26 protein-coding genes and 1 pseudogene are annotated in these 25,517 nt (G+C 53.0%); 20 read left to right on the top strand and 7 right to left on the bottom strand.

Going from position 1 to position 25,517, the window contains the following annotated elements; genetic code table 11:
* Positions 1–76 precede the first annotated feature (76 nt).
* Complete coding sequence (locus tag ACFO4L_RS09400; protein WP_377909411.1) at positions 77–883, bottom strand: STAS domain-containing protein; 807 nt, start codon at positions 881–883, stop codon at positions 77–79.
* Between the two features lie 82 nt (positions 884–965).
* Positions 966–1,973 (bottom strand): GGDEF domain-containing protein, encoded by a 1,008-nt coding sequence (locus ACFO4L_RS09395; RefSeq protein WP_377909410.1) that lies wholly within the window; start codon positions 1,971–1,973, stop codon positions 966–968.
* Between the two features lie 230 nt (positions 1,974–2,203).
* Between ACFO4L_RS09395 and ACFO4L_RS09390 the strand changes: the two genes are divergently transcribed.
* From ACFO4L_RS09390 to ACFO4L_RS09360, 7 genes and pseudogenes are all read left to right on the top strand, one after another.
* On the top strand, positions 2,204–3,172 hold the full coding sequence (locus ACFO4L_RS09390) for a S8 family peptidase (RefSeq protein WP_377909409.1): 969 nt from the start codon (positions 2,204–2,206) through the stop codon (positions 3,170–3,172).
* An 18-nt stretch (positions 3,173–3,190) separates the two neighbouring features.
* Positions 3,191–4,054, top strand: a complete 864-nt coding sequence (locus tag ACFO4L_RS09385; protein WP_377909408.1) for an alpha/beta fold hydrolase — start codon at positions 3,191–3,193, stop codon at positions 4,052–4,054.
* 141 nt (positions 4,055–4,195) lie between these two features.
* Positions 4,196–4,939: pseudogene (locus ACFO4L_RS09380) on the top strand (MCP four helix bundle domain-containing protein); the annotation flags it as partial.
* Positions 4,913–5,884, top strand: coding sequence for a methyl-accepting chemotaxis protein (locus ACFO4L_RS09375; RefSeq protein ID WP_377909450.1), 972 nt, complete (start codon positions 4,913–4,915; stop codon positions 5,882–5,884). The pseudogene ACFO4L_RS09380 and the gene ACFO4L_RS09375, both read left to right, overlap by 27 nt.
* Before the next feature lie 270 nt (positions 5,885–6,154).
* The gene (locus tag ACFO4L_RS09370; RefSeq protein WP_377909407.1) at positions 6,155–7,072 is read left to right on the top strand and encodes a transporter substrate-binding domain-containing protein; all 918 of its coding nucleotides are present in this window, start codon (positions 6,155–6,157) and stop codon (positions 7,070–7,072) included.
* Positions 7,073–7,145: 73 nt separating this feature from the next.
* Positions 7,146–7,817 (top strand): amino acid ABC transporter permease, encoded by a 672-nt coding sequence (locus ACFO4L_RS09365; protein ID WP_377909406.1) that lies wholly within the window; start codon positions 7,146–7,148, stop codon positions 7,815–7,817.
* Positions 7,817–8,539, top strand: a complete 723-nt coding sequence (locus ACFO4L_RS09360) for an amino acid ABC transporter ATP-binding protein (protein WP_377909405.1) — start codon at positions 7,817–7,819, stop codon at positions 8,537–8,539. Before ACFO4L_RS09365 ends, ACFO4L_RS09360 begins: the two co-directional genes overlap by 1 nt.
* 66 nt (positions 8,540–8,605) lie before the next feature.
* On the opposite strand, the gene ACFO4L_RS09355 is transcribed toward ACFO4L_RS09360, so the two are convergent.
* On the bottom strand, positions 8,606–9,592 hold the full coding sequence (locus ACFO4L_RS09355) for a 3'-5' exoribonuclease YhaM family protein (RefSeq protein ID WP_377909404.1): 987 nt from the start codon (positions 9,590–9,592) through the stop codon (positions 8,606–8,608).
* 101 nt (positions 9,593–9,693) lie between these two features.
* On the opposite strand from ACFO4L_RS09355, the gene ACFO4L_RS09350 reads away from it, so the two are divergent.
* The 3 genes from ACFO4L_RS09350 to ACFO4L_RS09340 all read left to right on the top strand — a co-directional run bounded on the left by ACFO4L_RS09350 (position 9,694) and on the right by ACFO4L_RS09340 (position 12,168).
* On the top strand, positions 9,694–10,374 hold the full coding sequence (locus ACFO4L_RS09350; protein ID WP_377909403.1) for a response regulator transcription factor: 681 nt from the start codon (positions 9,694–9,696) through the stop codon (positions 10,372–10,374).
* Complete coding sequence (locus tag ACFO4L_RS09345; RefSeq protein WP_377909402.1) at positions 10,371–11,651, top strand: sensor histidine kinase; 1,281 nt, start codon at positions 10,371–10,373, stop codon at positions 11,649–11,651. Before ACFO4L_RS09350 ends, ACFO4L_RS09345 begins: the two co-directional genes overlap by 4 nt.
* Before the next feature lie 73 nt (positions 11,652–11,724).
* Positions 11,725–12,168 carry a hypothetical protein gene (locus tag ACFO4L_RS09340; protein ID WP_377909401.1) on the top strand — a complete coding sequence of 148 codons (444 nt, stop codon included), beginning with the start codon at positions 11,725–11,727 and terminating at the stop codon, positions 12,166–12,168.
* Here ACFO4L_RS09340 and ACFO4L_RS09335 read toward each other — a convergent pair.
* Together ACFO4L_RS09335 and ACFO4L_RS09330 are read right to left on the bottom strand one after the other, a co-directional pair.
* Positions 12,165–13,142 (bottom strand): quinone oxidoreductase family protein, encoded by a 978-nt coding sequence (locus ACFO4L_RS09335; protein ID WP_377909400.1) that lies wholly within the window; start codon positions 13,140–13,142, stop codon positions 12,165–12,167. The two genes, ACFO4L_RS09340 and ACFO4L_RS09335, sit on opposite strands and share 4 nt — an antisense overlap.
* Positions 13,143–13,259: 117 nt before the next feature.
* The gene (locus ACFO4L_RS09330) at positions 13,260–13,436 is read right to left on the bottom strand and encodes a CsbD family protein (protein WP_168004398.1); all 177 of its coding nucleotides are present in this window, start codon (positions 13,434–13,436) and stop codon (positions 13,260–13,262) included.
* 142 nt (positions 13,437–13,578) lie between these two features.
* Between ACFO4L_RS09330 and ACFO4L_RS09325 the strand changes: the two genes are divergently transcribed.
* The 6 genes from ACFO4L_RS09325 (at position 13,579) to nagB (ending at position 19,068) form a co-directional block, all read left to right on the top strand.
* Positions 13,579–14,991 carry an MBL fold metallo-hydrolase gene (locus tag ACFO4L_RS09325; RefSeq protein ID WP_377909399.1) on the top strand — a complete coding sequence of 471 codons (1,413 nt, stop codon included), beginning with the start codon at positions 13,579–13,581 and terminating at the stop codon, positions 14,989–14,991.
* A gap of 111 nt (positions 14,992–15,102) precedes the next feature.
* A complete protein-coding gene (locus ACFO4L_RS09320) occupies positions 15,103–15,594 on the top strand; it encodes an NUDIX hydrolase (RefSeq protein ID WP_377909398.1) in 492 nt (163 codons plus the stop codon).
* Between the two features lie 85 nt (positions 15,595–15,679).
* Positions 15,680–16,417 (top strand): GntR family transcriptional regulator, encoded by a 738-nt coding sequence (locus ACFO4L_RS09315; protein WP_377909397.1) that lies wholly within the window; start codon positions 15,680–15,682, stop codon positions 16,415–16,417.
* 1 nt (position 16,418) lies between these two features.
* The gene (locus tag ACFO4L_RS09310; RefSeq protein WP_377909396.1) at positions 16,419–17,165 is read left to right on the top strand and encodes an SIS domain-containing protein; all 747 of its coding nucleotides are present in this window, start codon (positions 16,419–16,421) and stop codon (positions 17,163–17,165) included.
* Positions 17,162–18,322 (top strand): N-acetylglucosamine-6-phosphate deacetylase, encoded by a 1,161-nt coding sequence (gene nagA, locus ACFO4L_RS09305; RefSeq protein ID WP_377909395.1) that lies wholly within the window; start codon positions 17,162–17,164, stop codon positions 18,320–18,322. Before ACFO4L_RS09310 ends, nagA begins: the two co-directional genes overlap by 4 nt.
* Positions 18,319–19,068 (top strand): glucosamine-6-phosphate deaminase, encoded by a 750-nt coding sequence (gene nagB / locus ACFO4L_RS09300; RefSeq protein WP_377909394.1) that lies wholly within the window; start codon positions 18,319–18,321, stop codon positions 19,066–19,068. The genes nagA and nagB overlap by 4 nt, the downstream gene beginning before the upstream one ends.
* Here nagB and ACFO4L_RS09295 read toward each other — a convergent pair whose 3' ends face one another.
* Entirely contained in the window at positions 19,069–19,755 is a 687-nt protein-coding gene (locus ACFO4L_RS09295; RefSeq protein WP_377909393.1) for an SDR family oxidoreductase, read from the bottom strand.
* A 119-nt stretch (positions 19,756–19,874) separates the two neighbouring features.
* Between ACFO4L_RS09295 and ACFO4L_RS09290 the strand changes: the two genes are divergently transcribed.
* Positions 19,875–20,498 (top strand): DUF1349 domain-containing protein, encoded by a 624-nt coding sequence (locus ACFO4L_RS09290; RefSeq protein WP_377909392.1) that lies wholly within the window; start codon positions 19,875–19,877, stop codon positions 20,496–20,498.
* Here the strand turns inward: ACFO4L_RS09290 and ACFO4L_RS09285 are convergent.
* Positions 20,489–20,842 carry a hypothetical protein gene (locus ACFO4L_RS09285; protein WP_377909391.1) on the bottom strand — a complete coding sequence of 118 codons (354 nt, stop codon included), beginning with the start codon at positions 20,840–20,842 and terminating at the stop codon, positions 20,489–20,491. The genes ACFO4L_RS09290 and ACFO4L_RS09285 overlap by 10 nt on opposite strands.
* A 155-nt stretch (positions 20,843–20,997) precedes the next feature.
* Here ACFO4L_RS09285 and ACFO4L_RS09280 point away from each other — a divergent pair, with 155 nt between their 5' ends.
* From ACFO4L_RS09280 to ACFO4L_RS09270, 3 genes are all read left to right on the top strand, one after another.
* A complete protein-coding gene (locus ACFO4L_RS09280; RefSeq protein ID WP_377909449.1) occupies positions 20,998–22,125 on the top strand; it encodes an NADH-dependent flavin oxidoreductase in 1,128 nt (375 codons plus the stop codon).
* Between the two features lie 517 nt (positions 22,126–22,642).
* Complete coding sequence (locus ACFO4L_RS09275) at positions 22,643–23,992, top strand: sigma-54 interaction domain-containing protein (protein WP_377909448.1); 1,350 nt, start codon at positions 22,643–22,645, stop codon at positions 23,990–23,992.
* A 185-nt stretch (positions 23,993–24,177) separates the two neighbouring features.
* Positions 24,178–25,380, top strand: a complete 1,203-nt coding sequence (locus tag ACFO4L_RS09270; protein WP_377909390.1) for an ornithine--oxo-acid transaminase — start codon at positions 24,178–24,180, stop codon at positions 25,378–25,380.
* Positions 25,381–25,517 lie beyond the last annotated feature (137 nt).

Here is a 25,517-nt window from a genome sequence, read left to right as displayed (position 1 = left end):
CGGCTCACACTAAAAAAGCGCTGAAACAGGGGACAACCTTGTTTCAGCGCTTTTTTTATCCCGGCTGCTTATAAGCTCAGTTCTCGTGACCGGCGATGTCGTTTAAGACGGATTTCACGCTTTGATATGTTGGATAGTCCGCGAGGTTGATGTTCTGTTCAATGATCATCTGAGCTGTTTCGGAGCGAATACCGCTTACGATAACCTTCAGTCCGACGAGCTTCATCGAATCGAGAATCATAAACAAATGGTCGGCTACCTCCTGGGTGATTTCATACGCGCCGGAAAAATCAACGATGATCGTCTGTGTTTTCGATTCGGTCAGGCGTGGGAGCGTATTTTCGAGCAAGCTGCTCGTGCGCCGCTGGGTCAGATTGCCGATGAGCGGCAGCACGGAAATGCGGTCGCGTACAGGAACAATTGGCGCAGAAAGCTCCAGCATTTCCTTTCGCATCTGCTCGAGCTGCTCCTGATAGCGGCTGTTGTAGTTCGATGTCGTAGTGTTAATCACTTCATCGAACACTTCGACGACGCTGTTGATCAGCTGATAGCAGCTCATCGACGTGTGCTCGGCTTTCCCCTGCAGCCGTTTCAGCAGTTCCATGCGCATCTGATTTAAGTAACCGGTCATATCTTCAATTTCCAGTCCGCCTTCTGCAGCGCGGTTATGTGTATCATAGTCCAGTTTATCGAGCGGTGTGGCCCCGTTTTTCCCTTCAAGCCGGCGCCGGATCGTCTCCATTAGCCCATAAGATAGACGGTAGTGCATCTCATAGCTGTTTTCGTCCTCATGTAAAAATGGAGAGCTTTCCCGCAGACTTTCCATCAAATCGGCGGTTAAGCCGTCCAAATCCTCAAATATTTCCGCTTCCTGAACAGACATCGTCATTCGATCACCTTTATTCTTAATAGATTCAGAGTCCATATTACTAGATGGAGGCAAAAATTACAATCGATGACTGCGCTCATGACGCACCCGTAGCAGGCAGAAACGTTACTTGATTTTTAGCAGACTGCTTGCCTTCCACGAGCGCCTGATCGGCTCTGGACAGCGTTTGCTCCAAGGAAGAATCGACTTCGGTCAGGCCGCCTGTGAAGGAAAGGCCCTGCGGCTCTGGCAGCTCATTAATCGCGAGTGCCATACGGCGTACCGCCTGCTCGACCTCTGATTTATCGCCATCAGGAAAATAAAGTAAAAATTCTTCGCCGCCCCACCTGGCTGCCATAGCGTTTGCCGTCATTTCCGCTTTAATAATTCCGGCCGCCTGAGCCAAGGCGTGGTCACCAGCAGTTTGACCGAGCTCGCCATTGATTTTTTTAAAATCATCCAAATCAAGCAGCGCCAAATAGCCGGATTTCCCCTGGTCCAGAGCTTCCTGCATCTGTACGTACATCCAACGCCGGTTGAACAGGCCAGTCAGGGGGTCAAACCGCTCGGCGGCTTCCAGTTCCATGCTTTTTTGATCGTGCATGCGCTTATAAAACAGCAGGCAAATAAAAAAGATCGCAAATATCATAAATACGTTCATCGTCAAAATGGTCTGGAGTACACTCGGCGGAAAATATCCGGTATTAGCGGGGGCAATCAAAAAGATGAGAAAGAAAAACGAAACGGCAGCAGTATTTAAGACTACCTGCCAGGCGAACGGCAGAAAAATCAGGGTCAGAACAGGAAAATTTAATATAAACAAATGAAGGCCGGCGGCTGTACCGACGAGGTAAGAGCCGATGGTGATATGGACAATTGTGTTAACGAGCTGGGTGACCGCAATCTGCTTATACTGCTCCTTTTGCACAAGCGGCAGCAGCAGGAAAACGACGATCGTGCTGACCACGTGCGCACTCGCCAAAATCCAGTCTCCAGAAAAAATGTTGAGGATCATCAGAATCAAGTGGACCGACCAGTTTAGATAAAGAAAACGGGTCATCAGCTTCTGCAGCGGCGTGTAGGCGTTAGTTGCAGCATGATTCACAGCACTCATCCTCCAAATTTGATAAGAAAAACACGTCTCAGGTCCTATTGAAAAATAGTTCGTTACTATAATAATAACGTAAATTGCTAAAAAATCAATCCGCCCATTTTCGCAGAATGGCTGCTGCCCGAAATGAGGGCGCTGTTTTAAGCAGCTATGTCCCGCAGGAGTGTGTGTTTGTACAATTTATGGAAGGGAATGAGAGTGGAAACAGGAAAGGAGTGTCCTGCATGAGCGATGTAAGGCTGATTCCATATAAGGTGGAAAAACGGTTTCGAACAATGTCGGACGTACCGCGCGGAATTGAAATGGTAGAGGCCCCTGCTTTCTGGAACACAGCAGGTAAAGGAAGCGGACACGTTACAGCTGTCATTGATACGGGCATTTCTCTAAACCATCCGGACTTAGAGGATCGGATCGTGGGAGGAAGGAACTTTTCGCAGGATGACGGGGGAGACCCGGAGAGCTATGACGACTATAACGGTCACGGCACGCACGTTGCAGGTACGATCGCAGCAGCTGAAAATGGGTCCGGCGTAGTCGGTGTGGCTCCGGAAGCGAAGCTGCTCAGCTTAAAGGCACTTGATCAAAACGGTGGCGGTTCGATGCAGTCGGTCGTTGACGCGATCCACTATGCAGTAGACTGGGAAGGTACTGACGGAGAGCGAGTGCGTGTGATCTGCATGTCGCTTGGAGGACCGGAAGATCTTCCGGAACTGCACGAGGCAGTGAAGCGGGCCGTGTCAGAACGGATCGCAGTCGTCGTCGCAGCTGGCAATGAAGGCGATGGCAATCTGGATACAGACGAGTTTGCTTATCCAGGCGCTTATAATGAAGTCATTCAAGTCGGCGCAGTCAATTTTCAAGGTGAGCTGACGGAGTTTACAAACACGAACGATGAAATTGATCTCGTTGCCCCTGGTCATAACATTCTCTCCACGTACCTCGACGGCGGCTACTCGGAGTTGAGCGGAACGTCAATGGCAGCTCCGCACGTAGCCGGTGCGATGGTGCTGCTGCTTCACTGGGCCGAAGAAGGCTTTGGACGGCGTATTTCAGAGGCAGAAATGTACGCACAGCTGATCCGCCGTACAACACCGCTCGGAAATCCGCTGACAGCTGAAGGAAATGGTCTCCTTATGCTCGGTCTGGTGGAACGAATTGCCGCCTGGACCGGTGAACAGCCGGCGGCCCCATAAGCAGAGGAGGAACGAATGATGGCAGTTGATATAGAGTTTACATTTATTGATACGAATCATGTGACCCTGCACACCGCACTCGCCGGACCGAAGGACGGCGAACTCGTTGTTTTGCTGCACGGCTTCCCGGAGTTCTGGTACGGCTGGCGCCATCAGATCGAAGCGCTTGCGGAGGCAGGCTACCGGGTCGCGGTGCCAGACCAGCGCGGCTACAATTTAAGCAGCAAGCCCGATGGTGCATCGCTTTACACTGTTGATCTGCTCCGCGACGATGTTGCCGGTTTGATCGAGCAGCTTGGCTATCAGGAGGCGTACTGGGTCGGCCACGACTGGGGAGGCGCAGTTGCGTGGTATGCGGCAGCGACAAAGCCGAAGCTCGTCAAAAAACTGACGGCGATTAACATTCCGTATCCCGGAGCGATGGGCAAGGCGCTGCTTCGATATCCGCCGCAGCTGTTGAAAAGCTTATACATGGCGTTTTTCCAGATACCGGAGCTTCCCGAAAAGCTGATGCAGACGGATGATCTGGAGCAGATGAAAAAAGGCATCGCGATGGCAGCCAACCCGGGAGCGTTTACCGAAGACGATCTCGATCGCTACAAAACCGCCTGGGCGCAGCCCGGTGCTTTGACCGGCATGCTGAACTGGTATCGTGCCATTTGGCGAAAAGAGATCCGTCCCGATCTCGTGCAGGTGCCGGTGCGGATTCTCTGGGGGCTGGGGGATCCGTTTCTGCACAAAACGACGGCGAAGGTGAGTCTTGAGTACTGCGCGAAGGGCGAGCTGATCTATATTGACGATGCCACCCACTGGGTTCATCATGAACAGCCGGACGTCATCAACCGACTGATGCTGGAGTTTTTGCAGCAGGAAAAAACGTAAGACCAGAAGTCACTAAGGTACCTTTCGACTTACGAAAGGTGCCTTTTTTTATGCCTTCAGCTTCCAACTAAGTGCTCCGGTGCCGATATTAGAACCGGAGGACAAGGGCCTCTGCCACCATACGAAGAGGGGGAGAAGATCGTGACGCTGAAAGCAAAGCTGCTTGGCGCATTTTCGGTCGTTGTTGTCATTATTTTTGTTATTGGAGGACTGGCGCTCTCAAGCCTCAGTTCGATGAATCAAAACGGGGAAACCATGTATGAGGATCGCGTGATGGCATTAAGCTACCTGATCGACATCGTGCAGCATGCCGAAATGGCCAGGGGTGAAATGTTGACATCCCTATTGACAGGAGAAGCACTGCGGGCAGAGGAGGCCCTTGGTGAACTGGAATATGTAGATGGTGTCCTGGAAGCATATGCAGGAACGTATTTAACGTCAGAGGAAGCCGAAGCGCTGAGCCAGCTGGAATCAGAGTGGCTGGATTTCTCAGCAGCATTACAGTTTATGAATGAGGAAATTCAAAATGGAAATGTGGAGGCTGCTACCCGCTTTACAGAAACGGCAGCAACAGAGTTTGCACAGGTGGAGGAAACGCTGGAGTCCTTGATCGTGATTAATGAAGGAGTTGCGGGGGAACTCAATGCCGCAAACCAGTCTTTGTTTGAGCAAAGCCGTATGTTAATGATTGCAGCGGCCGTTGCTGCGGTTATCGCTGCAGCAGGTCTCGGTATCTTTCTCGGGCGCTCGATCGGCGGAGCAGCAAGCCGGGTGTCGGATTATATGAAATCAGTGGCTGCGGGGGATTTGACGCGGGAGCCGCTTCAGGTCAACCGAAAGGACGAGCTTGGTGAGCTGATGACATCCGCTAACACGATGCAGGAAAGCTTGCAAGATGTCCTGCAAGGGGTCGCAGATGCCTCCTCTGATGTGACGCAGAACAGCGAGGAACTGCTTCAATCCGTGGATGAAATGCGAAATGGCAGTGAACAAGTCGCTTCTACGATGGAAGAGCTGGCGTCCGGTGCAGAGCTTCAGGCAGGCAGCGCCGGTACGCTTGCGGAAAGCATTGAGGCGTTTTTGGAGCAGATTGAAGCAAGCCGGATTGCAGGAGAGGCGGCTTCTGAAAATACGAAGGCGGCTGATGAAGCGGCAGCCGTAGGACGCGAACGAATGGTTTCGTCCCTCACGTCGATGGAAGACATTCACGATGCGGTGCGCTCTGCAGTAGCCGACGTACGCGGCCTGGATGAAAAAACGAAAAACATCACGTCGCTCGTGGATATGATTCAAGGTGTGGCGGATCAGACAAATCTGCTTGCGCTGAATGCTGCGATCGAAGCAGCGAGAGCAGGCGAACATGGACGCGGTTTTGCCGTTGTAGCAGATGAAGTGCGCAAACTTGCGGAACAGGTGTCGGTGTCCGTCTCGGAAATTACGAGCATCGTTCACGCGATTCAGCAGGAGTCGGCGGTTGTCGCTGCCGGCCTTGAAAGCGGCTTTAAGAAAGCGGAAGCCGGTGCGGAACAGGTACGCCTGACCGGCGAAGCGTTTGAAACGGTTCAGCAGGCTGCGGCTGCTTCAGCTGAGCGGATGCAGGAGCTGACCGGCCGGCTTGCCGAGGTAACAGCCGGAAGCGGAAAAATCCGCAGTTCGATCAGTGAAGTTGCTTCTGTGTCGCAGCAGTCGGCAGCCGGAATTGAAGAAACAGCTGCTTCAACCGAGCAGTCTCTCAGCTCCATGGAAGAGATTGCTTCCAGTTCCGCAGATCTCGCCCGTCTTGCAGAAAATCTGCAGGAAAAAGTGCAGCAGTTTCAGCTTCGTGCATAATTAAGAACGTTTTCGATTAAAAATGTATACACGCTGACGCTTTTGTCAGGTGACGCATGACAGAGAACGGCAGAAAACGGCTGACAGCAGCCGTTTTCCTTGTTTAATTTGAGCTGAAATCATGTAAGGAAATATGACATACTTTTCAGCTTATTCATAAAAATGTTTTATCAGAATATTGATAATTATGTAATTGTATGATACGCTCTTTTTTATCAGTAATCATTTTCAAATTAATTAAACCATTAGGACGAGAGGGGATCAGTACACATGAAAAAGAAATGGGCAGGTATCGTTTTAGGTACAGCAGCAGTTACAGCACTTGCTGCCTGCGGGGGAAATGAAGATGGGGATATGCCTACATACACGGTGGCGACAGACTCCAACTACGTTCCGTTTGAATTTCTGAATGATGAGACAGGGGAAATGGAAGGCTTCGATATTGACCTGATCAATGCGATTGCCGAAGAAGTTGGCTTCGAAATCGATCTGGAAGTAGTCGAATTCGACGGTATCGTTTCCGGAATGGGAACAGGACGCTATGACATCGGGATTGCCGGCATGACGATCACAGAAGAGCGTGCCGAGAACTTTGAATTCTCACGTCCTTACTACAGTGCCGGTCTGATTCTGGCAGTGCAGCCGGGTGAAGAAGAAATTCAGTCCATCGACGACGTCGACGGTCTGCGTGTCGCAACGCGTGCTGCTACAACGAGCCAGACTTATCTGGAAGAAAACACGGATGCAGAAGTGGTCACGTTCCCAGACATCGTGAACGCTTACCAGGATCTGCAGGCAGGTCGCGTTGATGCCGCTATTTATGACCTTCCAAACGTTCTCTACTACATTGAAACAGAAGGTGTAGGCGAAATGGAAACAGTCGGTGATACGCTCACTGGTGAGCAGTATGGCATTGCCTTCCCGGAAGGCTCCGAGCTGCGTGAAGACGTAGATGCTGCGCTCGAAACACTGATGGAAGATGGCACATATGCCGAAATTTATGAAGAGTGGTTCGGTCAGGAGCCTAACCTCGACCAGCTTGCAGATACAGCAGAAGATGCGATGAATCTGGAGCCGGAAGATGCAGAGGATGCGGACGACGCGGATACTGCAGATGAAGAAGTAAACGACGGCGAAGATGTTGAAAACGATCCAGCAGAAGACAACGAAGAAGACAACAACGAGTAACACACTGCAGGCAGTTGACCCGGTCTGATCACTCGTCGGACCGGGTTTATTTCGTAGAGGAGGTCTGAAGGACATGCTTGAAAATTTACAGGAAATTTTCTCGAGTCCACACTACACGAACACGCTCCCGTTTTTATGGCGCGGCATGCAGCTGACGCTTCTCGTCACGTTCGTCGGGGTATTTATCGGGTTTATCATCGGAAGTCTCATCGGACTGATGCGGCTTTCCAAAAACAAAGTCGTTTACGGCATCGCCACGGTTTACATAGAAGCATTCCGCGGTACGCCGATTCTCGTACAGGCGCTCTTCCTGTACTTCGGTTTTTCCGATTTTCTCGGGATTAACTTTACGGCAATCCAGGCAGGTATTCTCGTTATCGCCTTGAACGCCGGGGCGTATATCGCGGAAATTGTCCGCGGTGGTGTTGAGTCGATCGACAAAGGACAGATGGAAGCCGGCCGCTCCATGGGAATGACATCCACCCAGACGATGCGCTATATCATCTGGCCGCAGGCGTTCAAGCGGATGATTCCGCCGCTCGGCAACCAGTTCATCATCAGTCTGAAGGATACATCTATATTCGCGGTTATTTCACTCGGCGAAATGACGTATCTGATGCGTCAGTATGTAAGTACGACCGGGGATCCGTTTGTCCCGTATATCATGCTCTGTCTCGGGTACCTGATTATCACGATTCCGAGTATGGTCATTCTGCGACGCGTTGAACGGAGGTTGGATGTATAATGATCACAGTTAAAAACCTGCACAAAAGCTTCGGAGATAACGAGGTTCTTTCCGGCATCGATGCTCAAGTCGAAGAGCGAGAGGTGGTCTGCGTCATCGGGCCATCAGGCTCCGGAAAAAGTACGTTTCTTCGCTGCATGAACATGCTGGAAGAAATTACGAGCGGTGAAGTTATCATCGACGGCGTAAGCCTCACTGATCCGAAAACAAATATTAACAAGCTTCGCGCTCAGGTCGGCATGGTATTTCAGCACTTCAACCTGTTTCCGCACATGACTGTGATGGAAAACGTTACGCTCGGCCCGCGTAAAGTGAGCGGCAAGGAAAAAGGCGAGGCCGATCAGCTGGCAAAGGAGCTTCTCGATAAAGTAGGACTGGCCGACAAGGCACAGGCGTATCCGGGAAGTCTATCAGGAGGTCAGAAGCAGCGGGTAGCGATCGCACGAGCGCTTGCAATGAACCCGAAGGTGATGCTGTTTGATGAGCCGACCTCGGCGCTTGATCCTGAGCTTGTCGGAGACGTACTCGGCGTTATGAAGGATCTTGCCAAGGAAGGGATGACGATGGTCGTTGTCACGCACGAAATGGGCTTCGCGCGCGAGATGGGCGACCGCGTGATCTTCATGGATAAAGGCGTCATTCAGGAAGAAGGGAAGCCGGAGCAGATCTTCGATAATCCGCAGAACGAGCGGACCCAGTCCTTCCTGAGCAAATTGCTGTAAATCAGCACGATAAAACCCGGCCGCTGTGCCGGGTTTTTTGCCGTAAACGAAGTACTCCATCGCCGTCTATTCATCCGTCATCGGCTTGTACAGCTTGCCGAGCGGGAACACTTTTGTGAATTCGCCTTCCGGTGCGTCCTTTAATCCACGCTCGACCATGTTGACGCGGGAGTCGATCATATCAACAAGGTGGATGATGTGCGCTTCAAGAGTTTTCGGTTCGACCGGCGAGCCCCACTCGAGCCTGCCGTGATGGCTGAGGATGCAGTGCTGCAGCTGGTACACGGCTTCCTGCTCCAGCTTAGTCAGCTTGGCATTGTCGCCGCGTTCGCTCAGGATACGCTGTACTTCCCGGTCGACCAGCATGGAAGACATGGAAATATGACCGATAAATTCACCGGGTACACTGTACTGGGGGGCAATGTGATTCGTATATTCCATCACCTTCGACGCATCATGCAGCGTGATGCCGCCGATAATAAAATCTTTATTAATCGCAGGATAGCGGCCGGCGATGTCGAGTCCGAGCCGTACCATGCAGACGGTGTGATACAAAAGACCGCCGACGAAGGAATGGTGATTGCTCGTTGCAGCCGGATAGCTGCTGAACGGCTTTTTATAGCGAGTGTAGATGCTGGAGACGATCTCCTGCAGCAGCGGGTCGACAATTTGGTTGATCGCCTGCTCGAGCTCCTGCTGCAGCGATTCGATCGGTTCCGGCGGCATTTCCAAAAATTCGTTCAGGTCGACCTCGTTTTCCTGCATCGGACGGAACGAGCGAGCCGTCATCTGCAGCTGATCCTGGTAGGTGGACGTATCGCCTTCTATGTAAATAATCTTTCCTTCTTGCAGCACCTGCTTTACTTCGTCTTCGCGGCCGTTGATCTGATCGCTCCACACTTTCACGGGGATTTCCTTTGCTCCTTTTGAGACAGACAAATTGTAAAACGGATCGCCCTTTTTCGTCTGTGCCAGATTGGCGCTGCGGATGAGGCCAAAGCCTTGAAACTGCTGATTCGCTTCTTCAAGCAAAGCTAAATCTTCTACTGCCATCGTGCATCCCTCCTCATGTATCTTTCTTTCCATTTTATCATACGGGCCGTTCATCCGGTGTTCATAAAAATCTGCTACACTGCAGGCAGGAGGTGCTGAACGTGTACAAACTGCTGATGGTGGAAGACGATGCTCACATTTGCGAGCTCGTATCGCTCTATACAGATAAAGCAAAGCTTGAACTCATCACGGCAGCGGACGGGGAAGCCGGGCTCGCTGCTTACTATGACGAGGAGCCGGACTTAGTTCTGCTTGATATTATGCTGCCGGAGCGAAGCGGCTGGGAACTGTGCCGGGAAATGAGAAAAGACAATCCGCTGCTGCCGATTCTGATGCTGACCGGAAGAGGAGAGGCGGACGACATCGTACGTGGACTGGACATTGGCGCCGACGACTATGTCGTAAAGCCATTCGATCCGAATGAACTGATGGCACGGATTCACGCGCTTCTCCGGCGGGCTCACCCTTTTTCGCCCGGGAGCCTGCTTTCAAGCGGTCGCTTGCAGGTGGACATGCAAAACCGGGAGCTGACGGCTGCCGGAGAAAAACTGCTGTTTCCGCCGCGGGAGCTGGAGCTGCTTGCTTTTTTCATGCAGTGCTCCGGACAGACGCTGACGAGAGAGCAGCTGCTCGATGCCGTCTGGGGACGGGACTTTGACGGTGATCCCCGGACGGTGGACGTACATGTAAAGCGCATCCGCAGACGACTTGATACGGTTGAGAGCGGCGTTCAACTCGTCACGGTGCGGCAGGCGGGCTACCGGCTTGAGGAAATAATATGAGAAAGCAGTCGCTGTTCCGAAAGTTGTTCTCGACATACGCTGCTGTCATTCTCGGATCGTTTCTCGTCTTCGGTGCCGCTTATATCATTCAGTTTCACTACACGCTGTACGACGATTTTGAGCAGCGGCATGCTGACATCCGGGAAGCAGTGAAGAGCCAGCTGCAGACGGCTGATCGCTACGGCTGGTCTTCAGATGAACGAGAGGAAAGCCTGTCCGCGGTGCTCAGCGGCTCTGATTACGAGGCAGAGCTGCTGGATAGCGGAAGCGAAACGGCCTCAGGCTACTGGACCGGCGGCGAGCTGCATTACGAAGTCGTGTCGTCATTTGACGAGGGCTATATCCGCACAGTATTCACCGGTCTGGAGCATGATTACATCCGTGCAGTCACGGCGATTGCGGGCACGATCGGCGGTGTTTTAATGCTTGCAGCAGGGATGGTCTGGGTTGTATCCAGGCGCCTTGCAGATCCGCTTCGTGAGATGAGCAGGGCGGCGTCTGCTGTAAGCGGCGGCGATTTTTCGATGCGGGTAAACGAGAGCGGACCGCTTGAGATCAGCCGGCTCGGCCGTTCTTTAAACCAGATGGGGAAGGAGCTTGCCGAGACGGAGCAGCTCCGAAAAGCGTTTCTAGCCAACGTGACCCACGATCTCCGTTCTCCGCTGACGTCGATCAAGGGGTTTTTAACGGCGCTGGAGGACGGTACGATTCCGGACGAACGGCGCCTCTATTACTATAGACTCATGCGCGGAGAAACGGAGCGGCTGATTAAGCTGGTTCATGACTTGCTTGACCTCACGAAGCTGGAAGGCGGAAGAATCGAGCTCGATTGTGCACCGGTAGCACTTAAACCTGCTCTCGAGCGGGTTCTGGAAACAGCCCGGCCCGAACTCGGAAGCCGCCGCACGGTGCTGACAGGAGAAACAGAAGCGGTTGTCTGGGGGGATCGAGAGCGGCTGGACCAAGTCTGGATCAACCTGCTCGCCAACGCTGCCGCATTTTCACCGGAAAACAGTACGATTACGCTTACGTTCACGGAGCACCGGGAATCAGTTTCCGTTTCGATACGTGATGAAGGAAGCGGGATGACAAAAGAAGCGCTGGAGCAGATGTGGGACCGTTTTTACAAAGCAGACAGCTCCCGCTCCGGCAAAGCAGGCACCGGGATCGGTCTCTCGATTGTCCGTTCATTGACGGAGCTGCATGGAGGCGCTGTTTCTGCCGACAGCAGTGTAGGAGAGGGAACGACAGTGACCGTGACGCTGCCGAAAGCATAACAGTTGTTCATTTGCTGTTCATATTCGCCTGGTACGCTGAGTTGGACGTTATCAGCAGAAAGGATGAATGAACATGGTATATGAAGCAGCATACAGCCTGCACATTGGGGGGATTGCGCTCTGGATCGGCTCCTTTGCAGCCTTTGCCTGGCTGCTGAGAGGAATGGTGCAGCAGGGGGAACTAGCAGAAGCAGAGAAGCGGCAGATTCGCCGGATGACAAGGTTTGTCAATCTTGGCGTCCTGCCTGCAGCAGGAATTGTTTTGATGACGGGCGTGTACATGATTTTACAGCTGAACCGGGAGACGCTCCCGCTTTACATGCTCGTCATGGAGCAGGCCGGGGCACTGATTATTCTCGTGACCGCTGTCGGCACCGGTCTTTACAGCCGCCGGCTTGTGAAGCAGCTGGACGAAAAAGGAGCGCGGGCAGCCGCATCCAGTTACAGTGTAGCACTGCTGCTGTCTGCGGGCCTCGCGCTCGCGGTCGTAGTCTTTGTCGGTCTGCGGATTGGTTAAGGCGTCAGGATCATTTTTCCGCTCGTGCGGCGGTTTTCCATGTCTTCGTGAAGGGAAGCCGCCTCCCGCAGCGGATACGTGCCGCCGATCGTCAGCTTCAGCTTGCCCTCGGCAGCGAGCCGCATGATCGTTTCCAGGCTTTCCTGAAATGCTTTAGGTCTTGCCATCATCTGCGGCAGAAAGAAGCCGATGACGGACTTATTTTTTTCGAGCAGACTGAACGGACTGAATTCCGGCAGCTCTCCGCTCGCGGCACCGAAGAAGACGAGGCGTCCAAACGGAGCTAAAATTTCGAGCGTATCGTGAAAAATGGAACCGCCGGCCATTTCAAGAGCCACGTCGACGCCATCATCACCGGTCAGCTTGAGCACCTCATCCTTCCAGTTGTCCTTCGTATAATCAACGGCGTGATCCGCTCCAAGATCGAGCGCGGTCTGTCGTTTTTTCTCTGTGCTCGCAGTCGCAATGATCGTGCCAGCCCCGGCTTCCTTGGCGAGCTGGACAGCGAGAGTGCCGACACCGCCGGCCGCCGCATGAATAAGAATCGTTTCTCCGGCTTCAAGCCGGCCCATCGTATGGATAATGTGGTAGGCGCTCAGCCCTTGCAGCGGAAGAGCAGCCGCTTCTTCGTCGCTCAGGTTTTCCGGCACAGGGATGAGCGTCTTTTCATGCGCGGTAACCTGCTCTGCGTATGCCCCTTCTCCGATCAGCGCAGCGACGCGCTGTCCTTCCTGAACCTGGTCGGAGACGCCGCTTCCTTTTGCGGACACGGTACCAACGACTTCTGAACCGGGGATAAACGGCAGCGGCGTGTCAACGACATAGGCATCCTGACGTCTCATCGTATCGGCGAAATTGACGCCGATCGCCGTTACGTCGATCAGGACCTCCTGTTCACCTGGAACAGGCGTATCAAGCTCTTTGTATGCAAGTACATCCGGACTTCCAAACGTTTCAATCTGTACAGCTTTCATCGAAAAACCGACTCCTTTTATATGACAGTACTGTCAATTTAGTGGCAGAGCAGAGCCGTCCATCTCTTTGTGGACGGCTTCGGCCCATTGAGCAGATTTGTTTCAAAACAGACATTGCTAGTCTTTGTTTTTAATATCGCCTTTTTTATCTTCAACGCTGCCCTTTACCTTTTCCTTCGTACCTTCGCGCTTCGTTTCCTTGTCGTCCGTCCACTCGCCGACTTTTTCCTTTGTCTTTCCTTTTGCTTTCTCAAACTTACCTTTCGTCTTGTCTTCCATTCCGTCCTTACTCATGTGAATGCCTCCTTTAAGCATGTAGTAGTAAGACATTACCCTTTTTATTTCCAGACGAATCAGATGAATCATGTTTAATTGTGGAGAAGAAAGGTGATAGTACCTATGTGGGTATATAAATGATTCAAGGAGGGACTGTTTTATGCTATTGCAGTATTTTTATGATGACAAGCTTGCCCAGGCATCTTATCTTGTAGGCTGCCAGGCGGCGAATGAGGCGGTCGTGATTGATCCTGCCCGGGACGTGCAGCCGTATATTAAAGCCGCTGAGGAGCACGGAATGACGATCACAGGTGTCATGGAGACGCATATTCATGCCGATTATTTGTGCGGGGCCCGCGAGCTTGCCGACCGTACCGGAGCCGTTCTGTATGTGTCGGATGAGGGGCCATCCGAGTGGAAATACGAGAACATAGATATGCTGGATCATCAGCTGCTGAAGGACCAGGATCAGATTATGCTCGGAAAGATCCGGTTTGATGTCCTGCATACACCGGGACATACGCCGGAAAGTATATCCTTTCTCGTCACAGATGGCGGAGCAGAAGCGGATGAGCCGCTCGGAATTTTCACCGGTGATTTTGTGTTCGTCGGCGACATCGGCCGGCCGGATTTGCTGGAAAAAGCGGCCAAGCAAAAGGACTCGGCCGCGGCCGGCGCGGAGGATATGTTTCATTCGCTTGAGACATTTAAGCAGCTGCCGGACTTTACTCAGGTGCTTCCCGGGCATGGTGCAGGCAGCGCCTGCGGCAAGTCACTCGGTTCCGTGCCGAGTTCGACTGTCGGCTATGAGAAGCGCTTCAACTGGGCGCTGCAGTATACGGATAAGGAGCAGTTTAAACAGGATCTTGTGGCAGACCAGCCGGAACCGCCGGTCTATTTCGCAGAAATGAAGAAAGTGAATAAAGCAGGCCCGGCATTTTTGAAGGATCTCACCGATCCGGAAGTGATGGGCAAGGAGTTGCTCCAGGAAGCTGTCTCAACCGGTCAAGTGATTGATACACGGCCGCCGGAGCAGTTTGCAGCTGCCCATATGGAGGGCGTGATGAACCTTCCGCTGAACAAATCGTTTACGAACTGGGCCGGCTGGCTGTTGAACTACGATGAGCCGATTTACGCGATCGTTGAAGAATCCCAGGTCGACGAGCTGAAAACGGCGCTTCGCTCGATCGGACTCGATCAGCTGAAAGGGTGGGCCAATCCATCCGTCGCGATGACGATTGGCAAGCCGCAGTCGTTTGACCAGCTGACACCTGAACAGGCATCGGTCTGGATTGAAAGTGGGAGCGTGCACGTGCTGGATGTGCGCGGTGCAGCCGAACGGAAAAATGGATATGTCGAAGGCTCGACGCACATCATGCTTGGAGAACTGCCGCACCGGATAAAAGAAGTGGCGACAGACAAACCGGTGCTCGTGCAGTGCGGAACCGGCCTGCGGTCAGCAATCGGGGCGAGTATTTTGCAAAAGAACGGCATCACCGACGTGAAAAACATGATGGGCGGATTCGGCAGGTTTGCGAAAATAGGGAATGAAGACGTTATTGTCGACGGGTAGAAAAGGAAAAAACGGCGGGCTGCGGTGGCCCCGCCGTTTTGTTATCATAATGGAAAGGTGATCGTTTCATGAGAGCCGCCTGATGATTGGCTGAAAAAGGAGCGGGATCAAATGGAGATCTGGGATTTGCTTGACCAGGAAGGGAAGAAGACGGGGCAGACGATCCAGCGCGGCAAACCATTGCCGGAAGGGTACTATCACTTAGTCGTGCACACGTGGATCGTCGATCAGGATCATGTGCTCATAACCCGGCGGGCCCTTGAAAAGCCGCACCCCGGAATGTGGGAAACACCAGGCGGATCGGCGCTTTCAGGGGAATCGTCCCGGGAAGCAGCTGTCCGGGAAGTGAAAGAGGAAATCGGAATGGAGCTGGAGCTATCCAAGTTAGACAAGCTGAAGCGAACGTGGCATGACAGCTACGTGCACGATATCTGGTTCGTGGAGCGCCCGTTTTCTTTGGAGAGGCTTGATTTACAGCGTGAGGAAGTGTCCGAGGCCCGCCGGATTAAACTGGAAACGCTGCACGAGTGGATCAGACAGGACTGCCTGATTACCGGACTTCAGGCTTCAGCCAACGAAATGGTTGAAAGAGCAGGGAAATAAATGCCCTGTATGTATAGTGGTATAGACAACCATACATAAACTTGCTACACTATATAGAAAGACATTGACTTCAGGAGGGAACGCTATGGTGAACAAGGAATCGTCTATACCGATTTATTATCAGCTGGCTGAGCAGCTGAGACGGCGGATCGACCAGGGAGAACTCAAGCCGGGAGATATGATGCCATCTGAACGGGAGCTGTCGGAGCAGTTTGCGATCAGCCGCATGACGGTCAGGCAAGCGATCGCTTCTCTCGTAGATGACGGGATCGTCTATCGTAAAAAAGGCACAGGCACCTTCGTCGCCGAAGAAAAAATTGAGCAGCATCTCAGTGGCCTGACAAGCTTCAGTGAAGACATGCGCGCACGCGGCATGGAGCCTTCGGCTACGGTATTAACGTTTGAAAAGCAGGGATGCCCGGCAGAGGCTGCTTCGTTTCTCGGGCTGGAGCCGGATGAGCCTGTTTATTATATGAAGCGGCTGCGACTTGCGGATAAGGTGCCGATGGCGCTTGAAGAAACGTGGCTGTCGGCCGCACTTTCAGGACCGATGCCCGAAGAAGCTGCCTCTGGATCCCTCTATACGTGGCTGGAAGAACGGGCCGGCATCCGGATCGGCCGTGCAGAGCAGTGGATGGAGGCCGCAGTGCTTAGCGAAGCAGAGGCGATGCATCTTCAGGCGAAAGCCGGGGGACCGGTTCTCGTCATGGAACGGCAGACGTACACCGCAGACGGTCGCCCGCTTGAGCTTGTCCGCTCCCGCTACCGGGCAGACCGTTACCGTTTCCATCTTGATCTCCCGCGTTCACAGGGAGGGAAGTAAGGTGCTGCGCGCCTATACGGAGAAAGTACGGGAGCTGCTGGACGATCTTGAACAGGAGGAGGGCGCTATTCATCAAGCAGCACAGCTTGCTGCAGAAGCGATTGCAAAAGGCGGCATCCTGCACTGTTTTGGAGCCGGACATTCCCACATGATCGGAGAGGAGTTGTTTTTCCGAGCCGGTGGACTCGTTCCGGTCCGGCCGGTCTGGATAGATGAGCTGCTTCCACAGCACGGGGCGCTTCGGTCGATGGAGGCGGAACGGAAGAACGGCTGGGAGGCTGTGTTCAGGGAACAGCTTGATCTGCGTCCGGAAGACGTGATGATCGTTGTATCGACTACCGGACGAAATCCTGCTCCACTCGCAGCGGCGCGGGCAGCGAAAGCAGCGGGGGTGCCGGTGATCGGTATCACTTCTGTCAAGGCGTCCGCGGAAACAGAACCGCGGGGCGACGCCGGTATGCGCCTGTTTGAAGCGGCTGATGTCGTGATCGACACGCACGTTCCGCCGGGTGATGCCGCATTACAGGACGAGCGGCTTCACGTCCGTTTTTCTCCGGTTTCCACGGTGGCAGCGACAACGGCCGGGCATGCTTTCACTGCTGAAACGGTTCGTCTGCTGCTGGATTGGGGCGAAGAAGCACCGGTGCTGCTCAGCAGCAATATTGATGGTGCTGATGAATGGAACGAAAGGCTGATCAGACGCTGGGAGAGGCGCATTCCCGAACTGCGCAGAGGAGGACAAACATGACGACGCTGATCTTTAAAGGAGCACATGCTTATACGGAGCAGGGAGTGATCCCGGATCCGCTCTTCCGTCTGGAAAAAGGTGTTATCGCCGAACTGCGTCCTGCGCAGAAAGAGGATGAAGGAGAGCGGATTGACGCTGAGGAGCTGCGGATCGTTCCAGGTTTTATCGATATTCATATTCATGGAGCCGCCGGAGCCGACGTCATGGATGGCACAGAGGAAGCACTGGATACGATCGCACGCGCGCTTCCGGCCGAAGGAACAACCTCTTTTTTGGCGACGACGCTGACGCAGTCCATAGCAGATACGAAGCAGGCGCTTGCAGCTGCTGCCGCATTCCAGCCTGATGGAGAAGGAGCTGAACTGCTTGGTGTTCACTTGGAGGGACCGTTTATCCATGCGGCCAGAAAGGGAGCGCAGCCGGAAGCCTTTATCGTGCCACCTTCGATCAAGCTGTTTGAAGAATTTCAGGAGGCGGCAGGCGGTACGATCCGGCTTGTGACGATGGCGCCTGAGCTTGACGAGGAAGGATTAACAGAGGTACTTGTTGGGCATGGCGTCATCGTCTCGATGGGCCACACGGATGCAACGTGCAGCCAGACCGCTGAAGCCCTGGCGCGCGGTGTGTCGCATGCGACTCATTTTTATAACGGCATGAGAGGATTTCATCACCGGGATCCGGGTGTTGTCGGCGGAGTGCTCATGAACGGCAGCGTCCGGGCAGAGCTGATCGCAGATGGCGTGCACGTCAGTCCGGAAGCCTGTGCGTTTACGTATCAGCAGCTTGGTGCGGAGCGGCTGCTGCTGATCACCGATGCCATGCGGGCGAAAGGAAAAGAAGACGGCACGTATCAGCTTGGCGGCCAGGAAGTCACAGTGCGCGGCAACGAAGCTGTCCTGGAAGATGGAACGCTCGCCGGAAGCGTCCTTCGTATGCATGAAGCTGTGCGCAATATGAGTGAATTCAGCGGTGCTTCATTTGAAGAAGCGGTGCAGATGGCCTCGCTTCAGCCTGCGAAGGCGCTCGGTGTATCCGACCGGAAAGGAAGTCTTGCCACTGGAAAAGACGCTGATTTCACAATGCTTGATCCGAATGGGGACGTAGCTAAAACATACATTAAGGGAGTCTGTGTGTATAACGGAGGTGAGGACAAATGAATATCATCGAGATGAAAAACTATGAAGATATGAGCGAAGCAGCCGCCGGATATGTATGGCGGCGCCTGCAGAGTGGTATGCGGGTGCTTGGGCTTGCAACAGGAGGGACGCCGATCAGATTTTATGAGCGGCTGACAAAGCAGATCAACCATCACAGTCATTCATTAAAGGAGCTGACGACGGTAAACCTCGACGAATATATCGGCCTTGGAGCAACGCATCCGAACAGCTATCACGTCTATATGCAGGAACACTTTTTTAAGCACGTAGACATCCCGATGGAACACGCATATTTGCCGGATGGAAAGGCAGCTTCGCCGGAAAAAGAGGCGGATGATTACGAAAAGCTGGTAACATCGCTTGGCATTGAGCTGCAGCTTCTAGGTATCGGCGCAAATGGACATATCGGGTTCAATGAGCCAGGCAGCCCGTTTGATGGGAAAAGCCGAGTGGTGGATTTAACGGAAGAAACAATCGAAGCCAATGCGCGGTTCTTTGAAAAAGAAGAACAGGTGCCGCGTCAAGCGGTCACAATGGGGATCGGAACGATCATGAAGGCAGAGGAAATTCTGCTGCTCGCGTCCGGAGCCGAAAAGGCAGAGGCAGTCCGCGATATGATCGAGGGTCCTGTAACAGAAGAAGTGCCGGCAACGGTTCTGCAGCGGCACCCGAATGTGACGGTGATTGCCGACCGGGAGGCACTTTCACTTACGCATGCTGCCCGATCGGTATTTCCCGGGAAATGATTACGGATTTAAGATGATTTCCATCTCACCGGTATCGTCAGGAAGCTCCAGCGTTTGCACGATCGTCCGGGCTACTGTGTCCGGATGCAGTCCGCTGCTTTTTTCCGATGCGCTGACGCCGGCGAAATCGGTTTGCACGAGTCCGGGGGAAACGGTCGATACGCGGATATCGTAGGCTCTGCCCTCCTGATTCAGCGTTTTGGAAAAGCCGACAAGCGCCCATTTGCTTGCGCAGTAGGCAGAAGCTTTTTCCCGAACTTCATAGCCAAGGTTGGAGGCGACGTTTACAATCTGGCCGCCGCTCTCCTTCATCATCCGGAACGCTTCCCGCGCACATAAAAATGCACCGCGCGTATTGACATTCAGCTGCTGATCCCAGTCATCGGCCGTCATTTCTTCGACCGGCTTAAAAATGCCGACGCCGGCGTTGTTCACAAGCGCATGCGGGTGTCCGCATGTCGATGAAACGTTCTGAAAAAGCTGCAGCACGTCTTCTTCTGAACTTACGTCTGCCTGGAACGTGTGCAGGCGGCTGCTGTTTAGCTCGCGCTGCAGTGCTTCGAGCGATTCACTCGTACGGGCTATGGCGGCAACGATCGCTCCTTTGTCAAGCAGCTGGCTGACGACTGCGCGGCCGATACCCCTCGCCCCGCCGGTTACGATAATAATTCGATCTGTCAGATTCATGCACTCCACATCCTTTCGTCGTGCTATTCCCCTTTATTTGAGCTTAAAAACAGTGGGTTGAGCCGGCCTAAAGCGGGTAAAGGTGAGTACATACCAGTTTGGAAAGGGGCGGGATGGAGATGGCAGAGCTGCTGACAGAAACGGAGTTTAAGAATGGGCTTCCGGACGGTTTCACTTGGAGGAATGAGCCTGAGTGGCATGTAGGGGAAAAAGGTCTTTGCATTGCGCCGGCTGCAGAGACGGACTACTGGCAGCGGACGCATTATGGATTTTGTCACGACAATGGACCATTTTTATTTACGCGGATGAAGGGCGATTTTCGTCTCACGGTCCGCTGCAGCGGACGAGCTGAGCATCAGTACGATCAGGCGGGCATCTACCTGCGGCATTCGGAAGAGACATGGGTCAAAGCTTCGGTGGAATACATGGAAAAAGGACCGTCCAAGCTTGGAGCTGTCGTCACGACGCACGGCTACTCAGACTGGTCTTCCCAACCTGAGCCCGATCCGGATAAACCGGTTTTTTTCCGGATAAGCCGGGTCGGAAATGAAGTATTCATTGACACCTCAAAGGATGGCGAAAGCTGGTTTCAAATTCGCATCGCCCATTTGGAGGAGAGCGCTGGGCAGCCGCTTGAGGCCGGGATTTACGCCTGCTGTCCAGGGAAAAGTGCCTCGTATGAAGCGTGTTTTTCCAGCTTAAAGCTGGAGCGATTGTCAAAAGATGATACGGTTTATCTCTGACTTTGAATCAGCAGATACCGCTCGCGAGCTCCGCCGGATTTTTTATAGACATCTGTATAGTCGATTACCTGAACCGCCTCTTCAATCGAAGGGGCGGTTTCGATATATTCAGCATCAAGCTTTTGAACGAGCGTGTAAACATGCATCGGATCCAGATTGAACTTTTCGGACGCTTCTAGCACGGGCGGATTGCGGCGGGCTGCCTCAAGCAGATCGCTCTCTGATTCAGCTGCATCAGCCAGCTGCAGCTCCCGCTGGTAAACGTATTCGTAAACGCTTCTGAGCGGCTCCGGAACCGAGTCAAGCCACCTCCGTCTTGCAAATTCCTGTCTCGCAGAGAGCATCGTCATCTCCTCCTGATCTATATTATAAATCGAAACTATTACGATTTATAGTTTCGCACATTCACCATTGATCTGCAAGAGGGATGAGCAGATCATTTCTCATTCGCTGCAGATCTGCTTACAATAAGAAAGGCATGAACGATTTAAAGGAGGAAATGAACATGAGACGATTTATGGAACCTTATACATTTGCAAATGGGGCAGAGCTGCGCAACCGCATTATGCTTGCGCCAATGACAAACTTTTCTTCAGCAGAAAACGGAGAAACGACGCAGGCTGAGCGTGACTATTACCGGGAGCGTTCCCGCGGAGTCGGTGCCGTTATCACGGCATGTGCCAACGTCACGCCGGGCGGACAAGGCTTCCCGGGCGAGATTGGCGTGGAGCGCGACGAGCTGGTGCCAAGCCTTAAGCAGCTGGCAGATACAATTAAAGGCGAGGGGGCAAAAGCGATTCTGCAGATTTTCCACGGCGGACGTATGGCGCCCCCAGAGCTTCTTCCGGACGGCCAGCCAGTCAGTGCCAGTGCCGTAGCACCGGTACGGGAGGGGGCTGTCACGCCTCGCGAACTGAAGCCGGAAGAGATCGATGAAGTAATAGAAGCGTTCGGTGAAGCGACGCGCCGGGCGATCGAAGCTGGCTTTGACGGAGTCGAAATTCATGGTGCCAACACGTACCTGATTCAACAGTTTTTCTCGCCGCATTCCAACCGCCGTTCAGACAAGTGGGGCGGCACCCTCGAAAAGCGGATGGCATTCCCGCTGGCAGTTGTGGAGAGCGTCATGAAGGCCGCTGAAAAAGCAGATGATGACTTCATCATCGGCTACCGTATTTCACCGGAGGAAATGGAGAATCCGGGGATTACGATGGAAGATACGATGCAGCTCGTGGAGCGTCTCAGCAGTGAAAAGCTCGATTACCTGCACATTTCCGTTCAGGATTTTCACGGAGGATCGATGCGCGACAAGAGTGACTCCCGCTCCCGTGTGCAGATGATTCAGGATGCAGTAGGTGAACGCATCCCGGTCGTCGGCGTCGGATCGCTGCATACACCGGACGACGTGGAAAAAGCGATGGAAGGCGGCGTTCCGCTCATGGCAATCGGGCGCGAGCTGGTCGCAGAGCCGTACTGGGTTGAAAAAGTGGCAGAAGGGCGCGAGGATGAGATCCGTACCGAGCTGTCGGTGGATGACCGTGAAGAACTGGTCGTACCAGAGCCGCTCTGGAATGCGATCGTAAACACACCAGGCTGGTTCCGGGTAAAGGAGCACGCTGAAAAGTAAGGAAACGCAGCCTTTTGTAGACAGGCAGTAACACCGCTTACGAACAGAGAGCCGGAGGTCCAACATGGACTACCGGCTCTTTTTTTTGAGATGCTGTAAACTATATTGGAGGTCTGCTTTATTACATAAGCTCGGTTAATGAACGTTACCAGAGACGCTCATGAAATGACAACCTGCACCATGAAAGAGGAGTATTTCGAACGCTGTGAAACGAAGGCGAGGACACCAAAAGGATCAGCGCAGTGCGAGAATCCACGTTGGCGACAGGCTCTTTCGCCAATAGTAGTCGAGCACAAGCCCTTGGGTAAGCCTTCGCCGATGATGTACGTTGTTTGAACGAGCTATTTTCAAGGCAGCTGTTTCATCATTTATCTTCTTCTTATCAAGCTTACTTGTTAATTCGGCGATTGGAGATACGACAGGTTTTTTTGCTTTTTCTTGAATTACCTGCTATGATGACAAAAAAATTTGCTGTAGAGGGGGCGTGCCGGTGAAGGAGTATGAGCGGAACTTAAAAATGTATGAAAAGCTGATGGAGGAAATTGATGTCGGCGTGCATGCAATTGATACTGACGGCAGAACGATTATGTATAACCGCAAGCTGTCCGAAATCGAAAACATGGATCCGGAAGAAGTGATCGGCCAGCCAATCCGGGAGGTGTTCCGCTTCACCGACGATGGCGGGAGTACGCTTCACCGCGCGATGGCAGAGGGAAAAGAGGCACGAAACGAAAAGCAGACGTACATGAACAAGCGCGGAGTCGAGATCACAACGATCAACCATACGTTTCCCGTGCGGGACGGGGAAACAATCATCGGTGCGCTGGAGGTGACAAAGGATATCACCCGGCTGGAGCGGCTCGTGCAGGAGAACATGCGAAACGGAAGCAGGCGCTACAGCTTTGAGGATATTATCGGCGTAAGTGCCGCGTTGAAAGAAGTGATTGATCATGCACGACGAGCCGTCCGCACGACGTCGTCCGTCCTGATTGTCGGTGAGACCGGAACGGGAAAAGAGCTGTTCGCCCAAAGTATTCATAACGGCAGCAGTCGCTCATCCGGTCCGTTTATCAGCCAGAACTGTGCGGCGCTTCCGGAAAGCCTGATTGAGGGGATTTTGTTTGGGACGACAAAGGGAGCTTTTACGGGAGCGGAGAACCGGCCCGGATTATTCGAACAGGCCGAGGGGGGCACGCTTCTGCTGGATGAGCTGAACTCGTTAAGTCCGGATCTGCAGTCGAGGCTGCTGCGGGTTATTCAGGAGAAATCGGTGCGCCGGATTGGAGCACAGGAGGAAAAAAAGGTCGATGTCCGCCTGATCGCAACGATGAACGAAGATCCGATTGATGCGGTGACTGAAGGCAGACTTCGTAAAGACCTTTACTACCGCCTTAGCGTCGTAGCACTGTTTGTTCCGCCGCTCAGAGAGCGAATGGAGGATCTGCCGGTGCTCATGGATTTTTTCATCACTAAATACAATGATCTTTTTCAGATGGATGTACAGGGAGTAAGTACGCAGACAAATGAGCTGCTGACCGGCTATCACTGGCCCGGCAACGTACGCGAGCTGGAGCATGTCATTGAAGGCGCGCTGAATATGATGACTGAAGAGGATCGCATTGAGGTTCGCCATCTTCCACTCCACTTTCAGAAAAAAAGGCGCAGAGAAGCCGTGGTGCCGGAGCCTGCAGCAGTGGAAAACATCACGCTGAAGGACTATTTGCATGAAGCGGAGCGCCGGTTCGTGCTCGAGCAGCTGGAGCGGCACCGGTTCAAAATCCAGGAAACGGCCGAAACGCTTGGATTGAGCAGGCAGAGCCTGCAATACCGCATGAAAAAGCTCGGTATCCGGAAAACGATGCGCTGACGCAAAAATGGTTGGCGTGTTATTTTCTGCGAAAGAAAAATAATTTTGCGTGCTATACGTTGAAACCCCTTTCAGGAAACACTTTGAAAGTTGGCATCCTTTTTGCATTAAAAGAGTGGTGGAACATCATGATGGCATTCTGTTTGTTGATGAACGCCTGATGATCAATGGAAAGGGTGATAAGCATGGCAACAACAGTAAGCACAAAGGAAGTTATTACGCAAACGGAAAAACACGGGGCGCGGAACTATCATCCGCTGCCAATCGTTATATCGAAAGCAGAAGGAGTCTGGGTGGAAGATCCGGAAGGCAACCGCTATATCGACATGCTCAGTGCTTATTCTGCACTGAACCAGGGGCACCGTCATCCGAAAATCATTCAGGCACTGAAGGATCAGGCTGAAAAGGTAACCCTGACATCCCGTGCGTTTCATAACGATCAGCTCGGTTTCTTTTATGATAAAGTCAGTGCGCTCACCGGCAAAGAGCTTGTGCTGCCGATGAACACAGGTGCAGAAGCTGTTGAAACCGCGATCAAAGCGGCCCGGCGCTGGGGCTACCGCCGCAAAGGAATCGCGGATAACCAGGCAGAAGTGATTGCCTGCCACGGGAATTTCCACGGACGTACGATGACGGCTGTATCGCTTGCAGCGGAAAAAAATGATACAACGGGCTTTGGGCCAATGCTTCCAGGTATCAAGACCATTCCTTACGGGGATATTGAAGCACTGAAGCAGACGATTACGCCAAATACAGCAGCGTTTCTCGTTGAGCCGATTCAAGGTGAAGGCGGCGTTGTGCTGCCTCCGGAAGGCTTCCTGAAAGAAGCGCAGAAGCTCTGCAACGAGCATAACGTTCTCTTTATCGCAGATGAAATCCAAACCGGCCTTTGCCGTACGGGTATGACGTTCGCTTGTGACTGGGAAGAAGTAAAGCCGGATATGTACATTCTCGGGAAAGCACTCGGCGGCGGCGTGTTTCCAATCTCCTGCGTAGCTGCAGATGAAGATGTGCTCGGTGTATTCGATCCAGGCTCGCACGGCTCTACGTTTGGCGGCAATCCGCTCGGCGCAGCTGTTGCCGTTGCTGCACTCAACGTACTGGAGGAAGAGCAGCTTGCTGATCGTTCCCGCAAACTTGGCAGCTACTTCCGTGAGCGTCTCGCTAAAATTGATAACGAAAAAATCAAAGAAATCCGCGGACGAGGCCTTTTTATCGGTGTCGAGCTGACGGTGCCGGCACGCTCCTACTGTGAAGAGCTGAAGGCAGAAGGGCTGCTCTGCAAAGAAACACGTGAAAATGTCATTCGTTTCGCACCTCCGCTCATCATTTCAGAAGAAGACCTTGACTGGGCGCTGGAGCGCATTGAAAAAGTACTGGCTAAGTAATAGTTATTCTATTTGAAGGAGTGATTTTTATGTATACAGCATATAAGCATGAACCGTTTACGGATTTCACAAAGGAAGAGAACCAGAAAGAATTTTTAGAGGCCCTTGCGGTCGTGAAAAAAGACATCGGCAAGGAA

The organism is Bacillus daqingensis (genome assembly GCF_042654445.1).
In the GTDB taxonomy this organism is placed as follows: Bacteria; Bacillota; Bacilli; order Bacillales; family Salisediminibacteriaceae; genus Alkalicoccus; species Alkalicoccus luteus.
Note: the sequence above shows the minus strand (reverse complement) of the source record. Positions and strands in the feature narration are given on the sequence as shown.

Excerpts from the sequence above, each read along its gene's own strand:
- ACFO4L_RS09275 (WP_377909448.1), top strand. The coding sequence starts at position 22,643 with ATGTATGAAAAGCTGATGGAGGAAATTGATGTCGGCGTGCATGCAATT.
- ACFO4L_RS09365 (WP_377909406.1), top strand. The coding sequence starts at position 7,146 with ATGCTTGAAAATTTACAGGAAATTTTCTCGAGTCCACACTACACGAAC.
- ACFO4L_RS09390 (WP_377909409.1), top strand. The coding sequence starts at position 2,204 with ATGAGCGATGTAAGGCTGATTCCATATAAGGTGGAAAAACGGTTTCGA.
- ACFO4L_RS09335 (WP_377909400.1), bottom strand. The coding sequence starts at position 13,142 with ATGAAAGCTGTACAGATTGAAACGTTTGGAAGTCCGGATGTACTTGCA.
- ACFO4L_RS09400 (WP_377909411.1), bottom strand. The coding sequence starts at position 883 with ATGTCTGTTCAGGAAGCGGAAATATTTGAGGATTTGGACGGCTTAACC.
- ACFO4L_RS09270 (WP_377909390.1), top strand. The coding sequence starts at position 24,178 with ATGGCAACAACAGTAAGCACAAAGGAAGTTATTACGCAAACGGAAAAA.
- ACFO4L_RS09330 (WP_168004398.1), bottom strand. The coding sequence starts at position 13,436 with ATGAGTAAGGACGGAATGGAAGACAAGACGAAAGGTAAGTTTGAGAAA.
- ACFO4L_RS09285 (WP_377909391.1), bottom strand. The coding sequence starts at position 20,842 with ATGCTCTCTGCGAGACAGGAATTTGCAAGACGGAGGTGGCTTGACTCG.
- ACFO4L_RS09320 (WP_377909398.1), top strand. The coding sequence starts at position 15,103 with ATGGAGATCTGGGATTTGCTTGACCAGGAAGGGAAGAAGACGGGGCAG.
- ACFO4L_RS09290 (WP_377909392.1), top strand. The coding sequence starts at position 19,875 with ATGGCAGAGCTGCTGACAGAAACGGAGTTTAAGAATGGGCTTCCGGAC.
- ACFO4L_RS09295 (WP_377909393.1), bottom strand. The coding sequence starts at position 19,755 with ATGAATCTGACAGATCGAATTATTATCGTAACCGGCGGGGCGAGGGGT.
- ACFO4L_RS09280 (WP_377909449.1), top strand. The coding sequence starts at position 20,998 with ATGAACATGAGACGATTTATGGAACCTTATACATTTGCAAATGGGGCA.
- ACFO4L_RS09360 (WP_377909405.1), top strand. The coding sequence starts at position 7,817 with ATGATCACAGTTAAAAACCTGCACAAAAGCTTCGGAGATAACGAGGTT.
- ACFO4L_RS09340 (WP_377909401.1), top strand. The coding sequence starts at position 11,725 with ATGGTATATGAAGCAGCATACAGCCTGCACATTGGGGGGATTGCGCTC.
- ACFO4L_RS09315 (WP_377909397.1), top strand. The coding sequence starts at position 15,680 with ATGGTGAACAAGGAATCGTCTATACCGATTTATTATCAGCTGGCTGAG.
- ACFO4L_RS09325 (WP_377909399.1), top strand. The coding sequence starts at position 13,579 with ATGCTATTGCAGTATTTTTATGATGACAAGCTTGCCCAGGCATCTTAT.
- nagB (WP_377909394.1), top strand. The coding sequence starts at position 18,319 with ATGAATATCATCGAGATGAAAAACTATGAAGATATGAGCGAAGCAGCC.
- ACFO4L_RS09355 (WP_377909404.1), bottom strand. The coding sequence starts at position 9,592 with ATGGCAGTAGAAGATTTAGCTTTGCTTGAAGAAGCGAATCAGCAGTTT.
- nagA (WP_377909395.1), top strand. The coding sequence starts at position 17,162 with ATGACGACGCTGATCTTTAAAGGAGCACATGCTTATACGGAGCAGGGA.
- ACFO4L_RS09370 (WP_377909407.1), top strand. The coding sequence starts at position 6,155 with ATGAAAAAGAAATGGGCAGGTATCGTTTTAGGTACAGCAGCAGTTACA.
- ACFO4L_RS09345 (WP_377909402.1), top strand. The coding sequence starts at position 10,371 with ATGAGAAAGCAGTCGCTGTTCCGAAAGTTGTTCTCGACATACGCTGCT.
- ACFO4L_RS09385 (WP_377909408.1), top strand. The coding sequence starts at position 3,191 with ATGGCAGTTGATATAGAGTTTACATTTATTGATACGAATCATGTGACC.
- ACFO4L_RS09375 (WP_377909450.1), top strand. The coding sequence starts at position 4,913 with ATGACATCCGCTAACACGATGCAGGAAAGCTTGCAAGATGTCCTGCAA.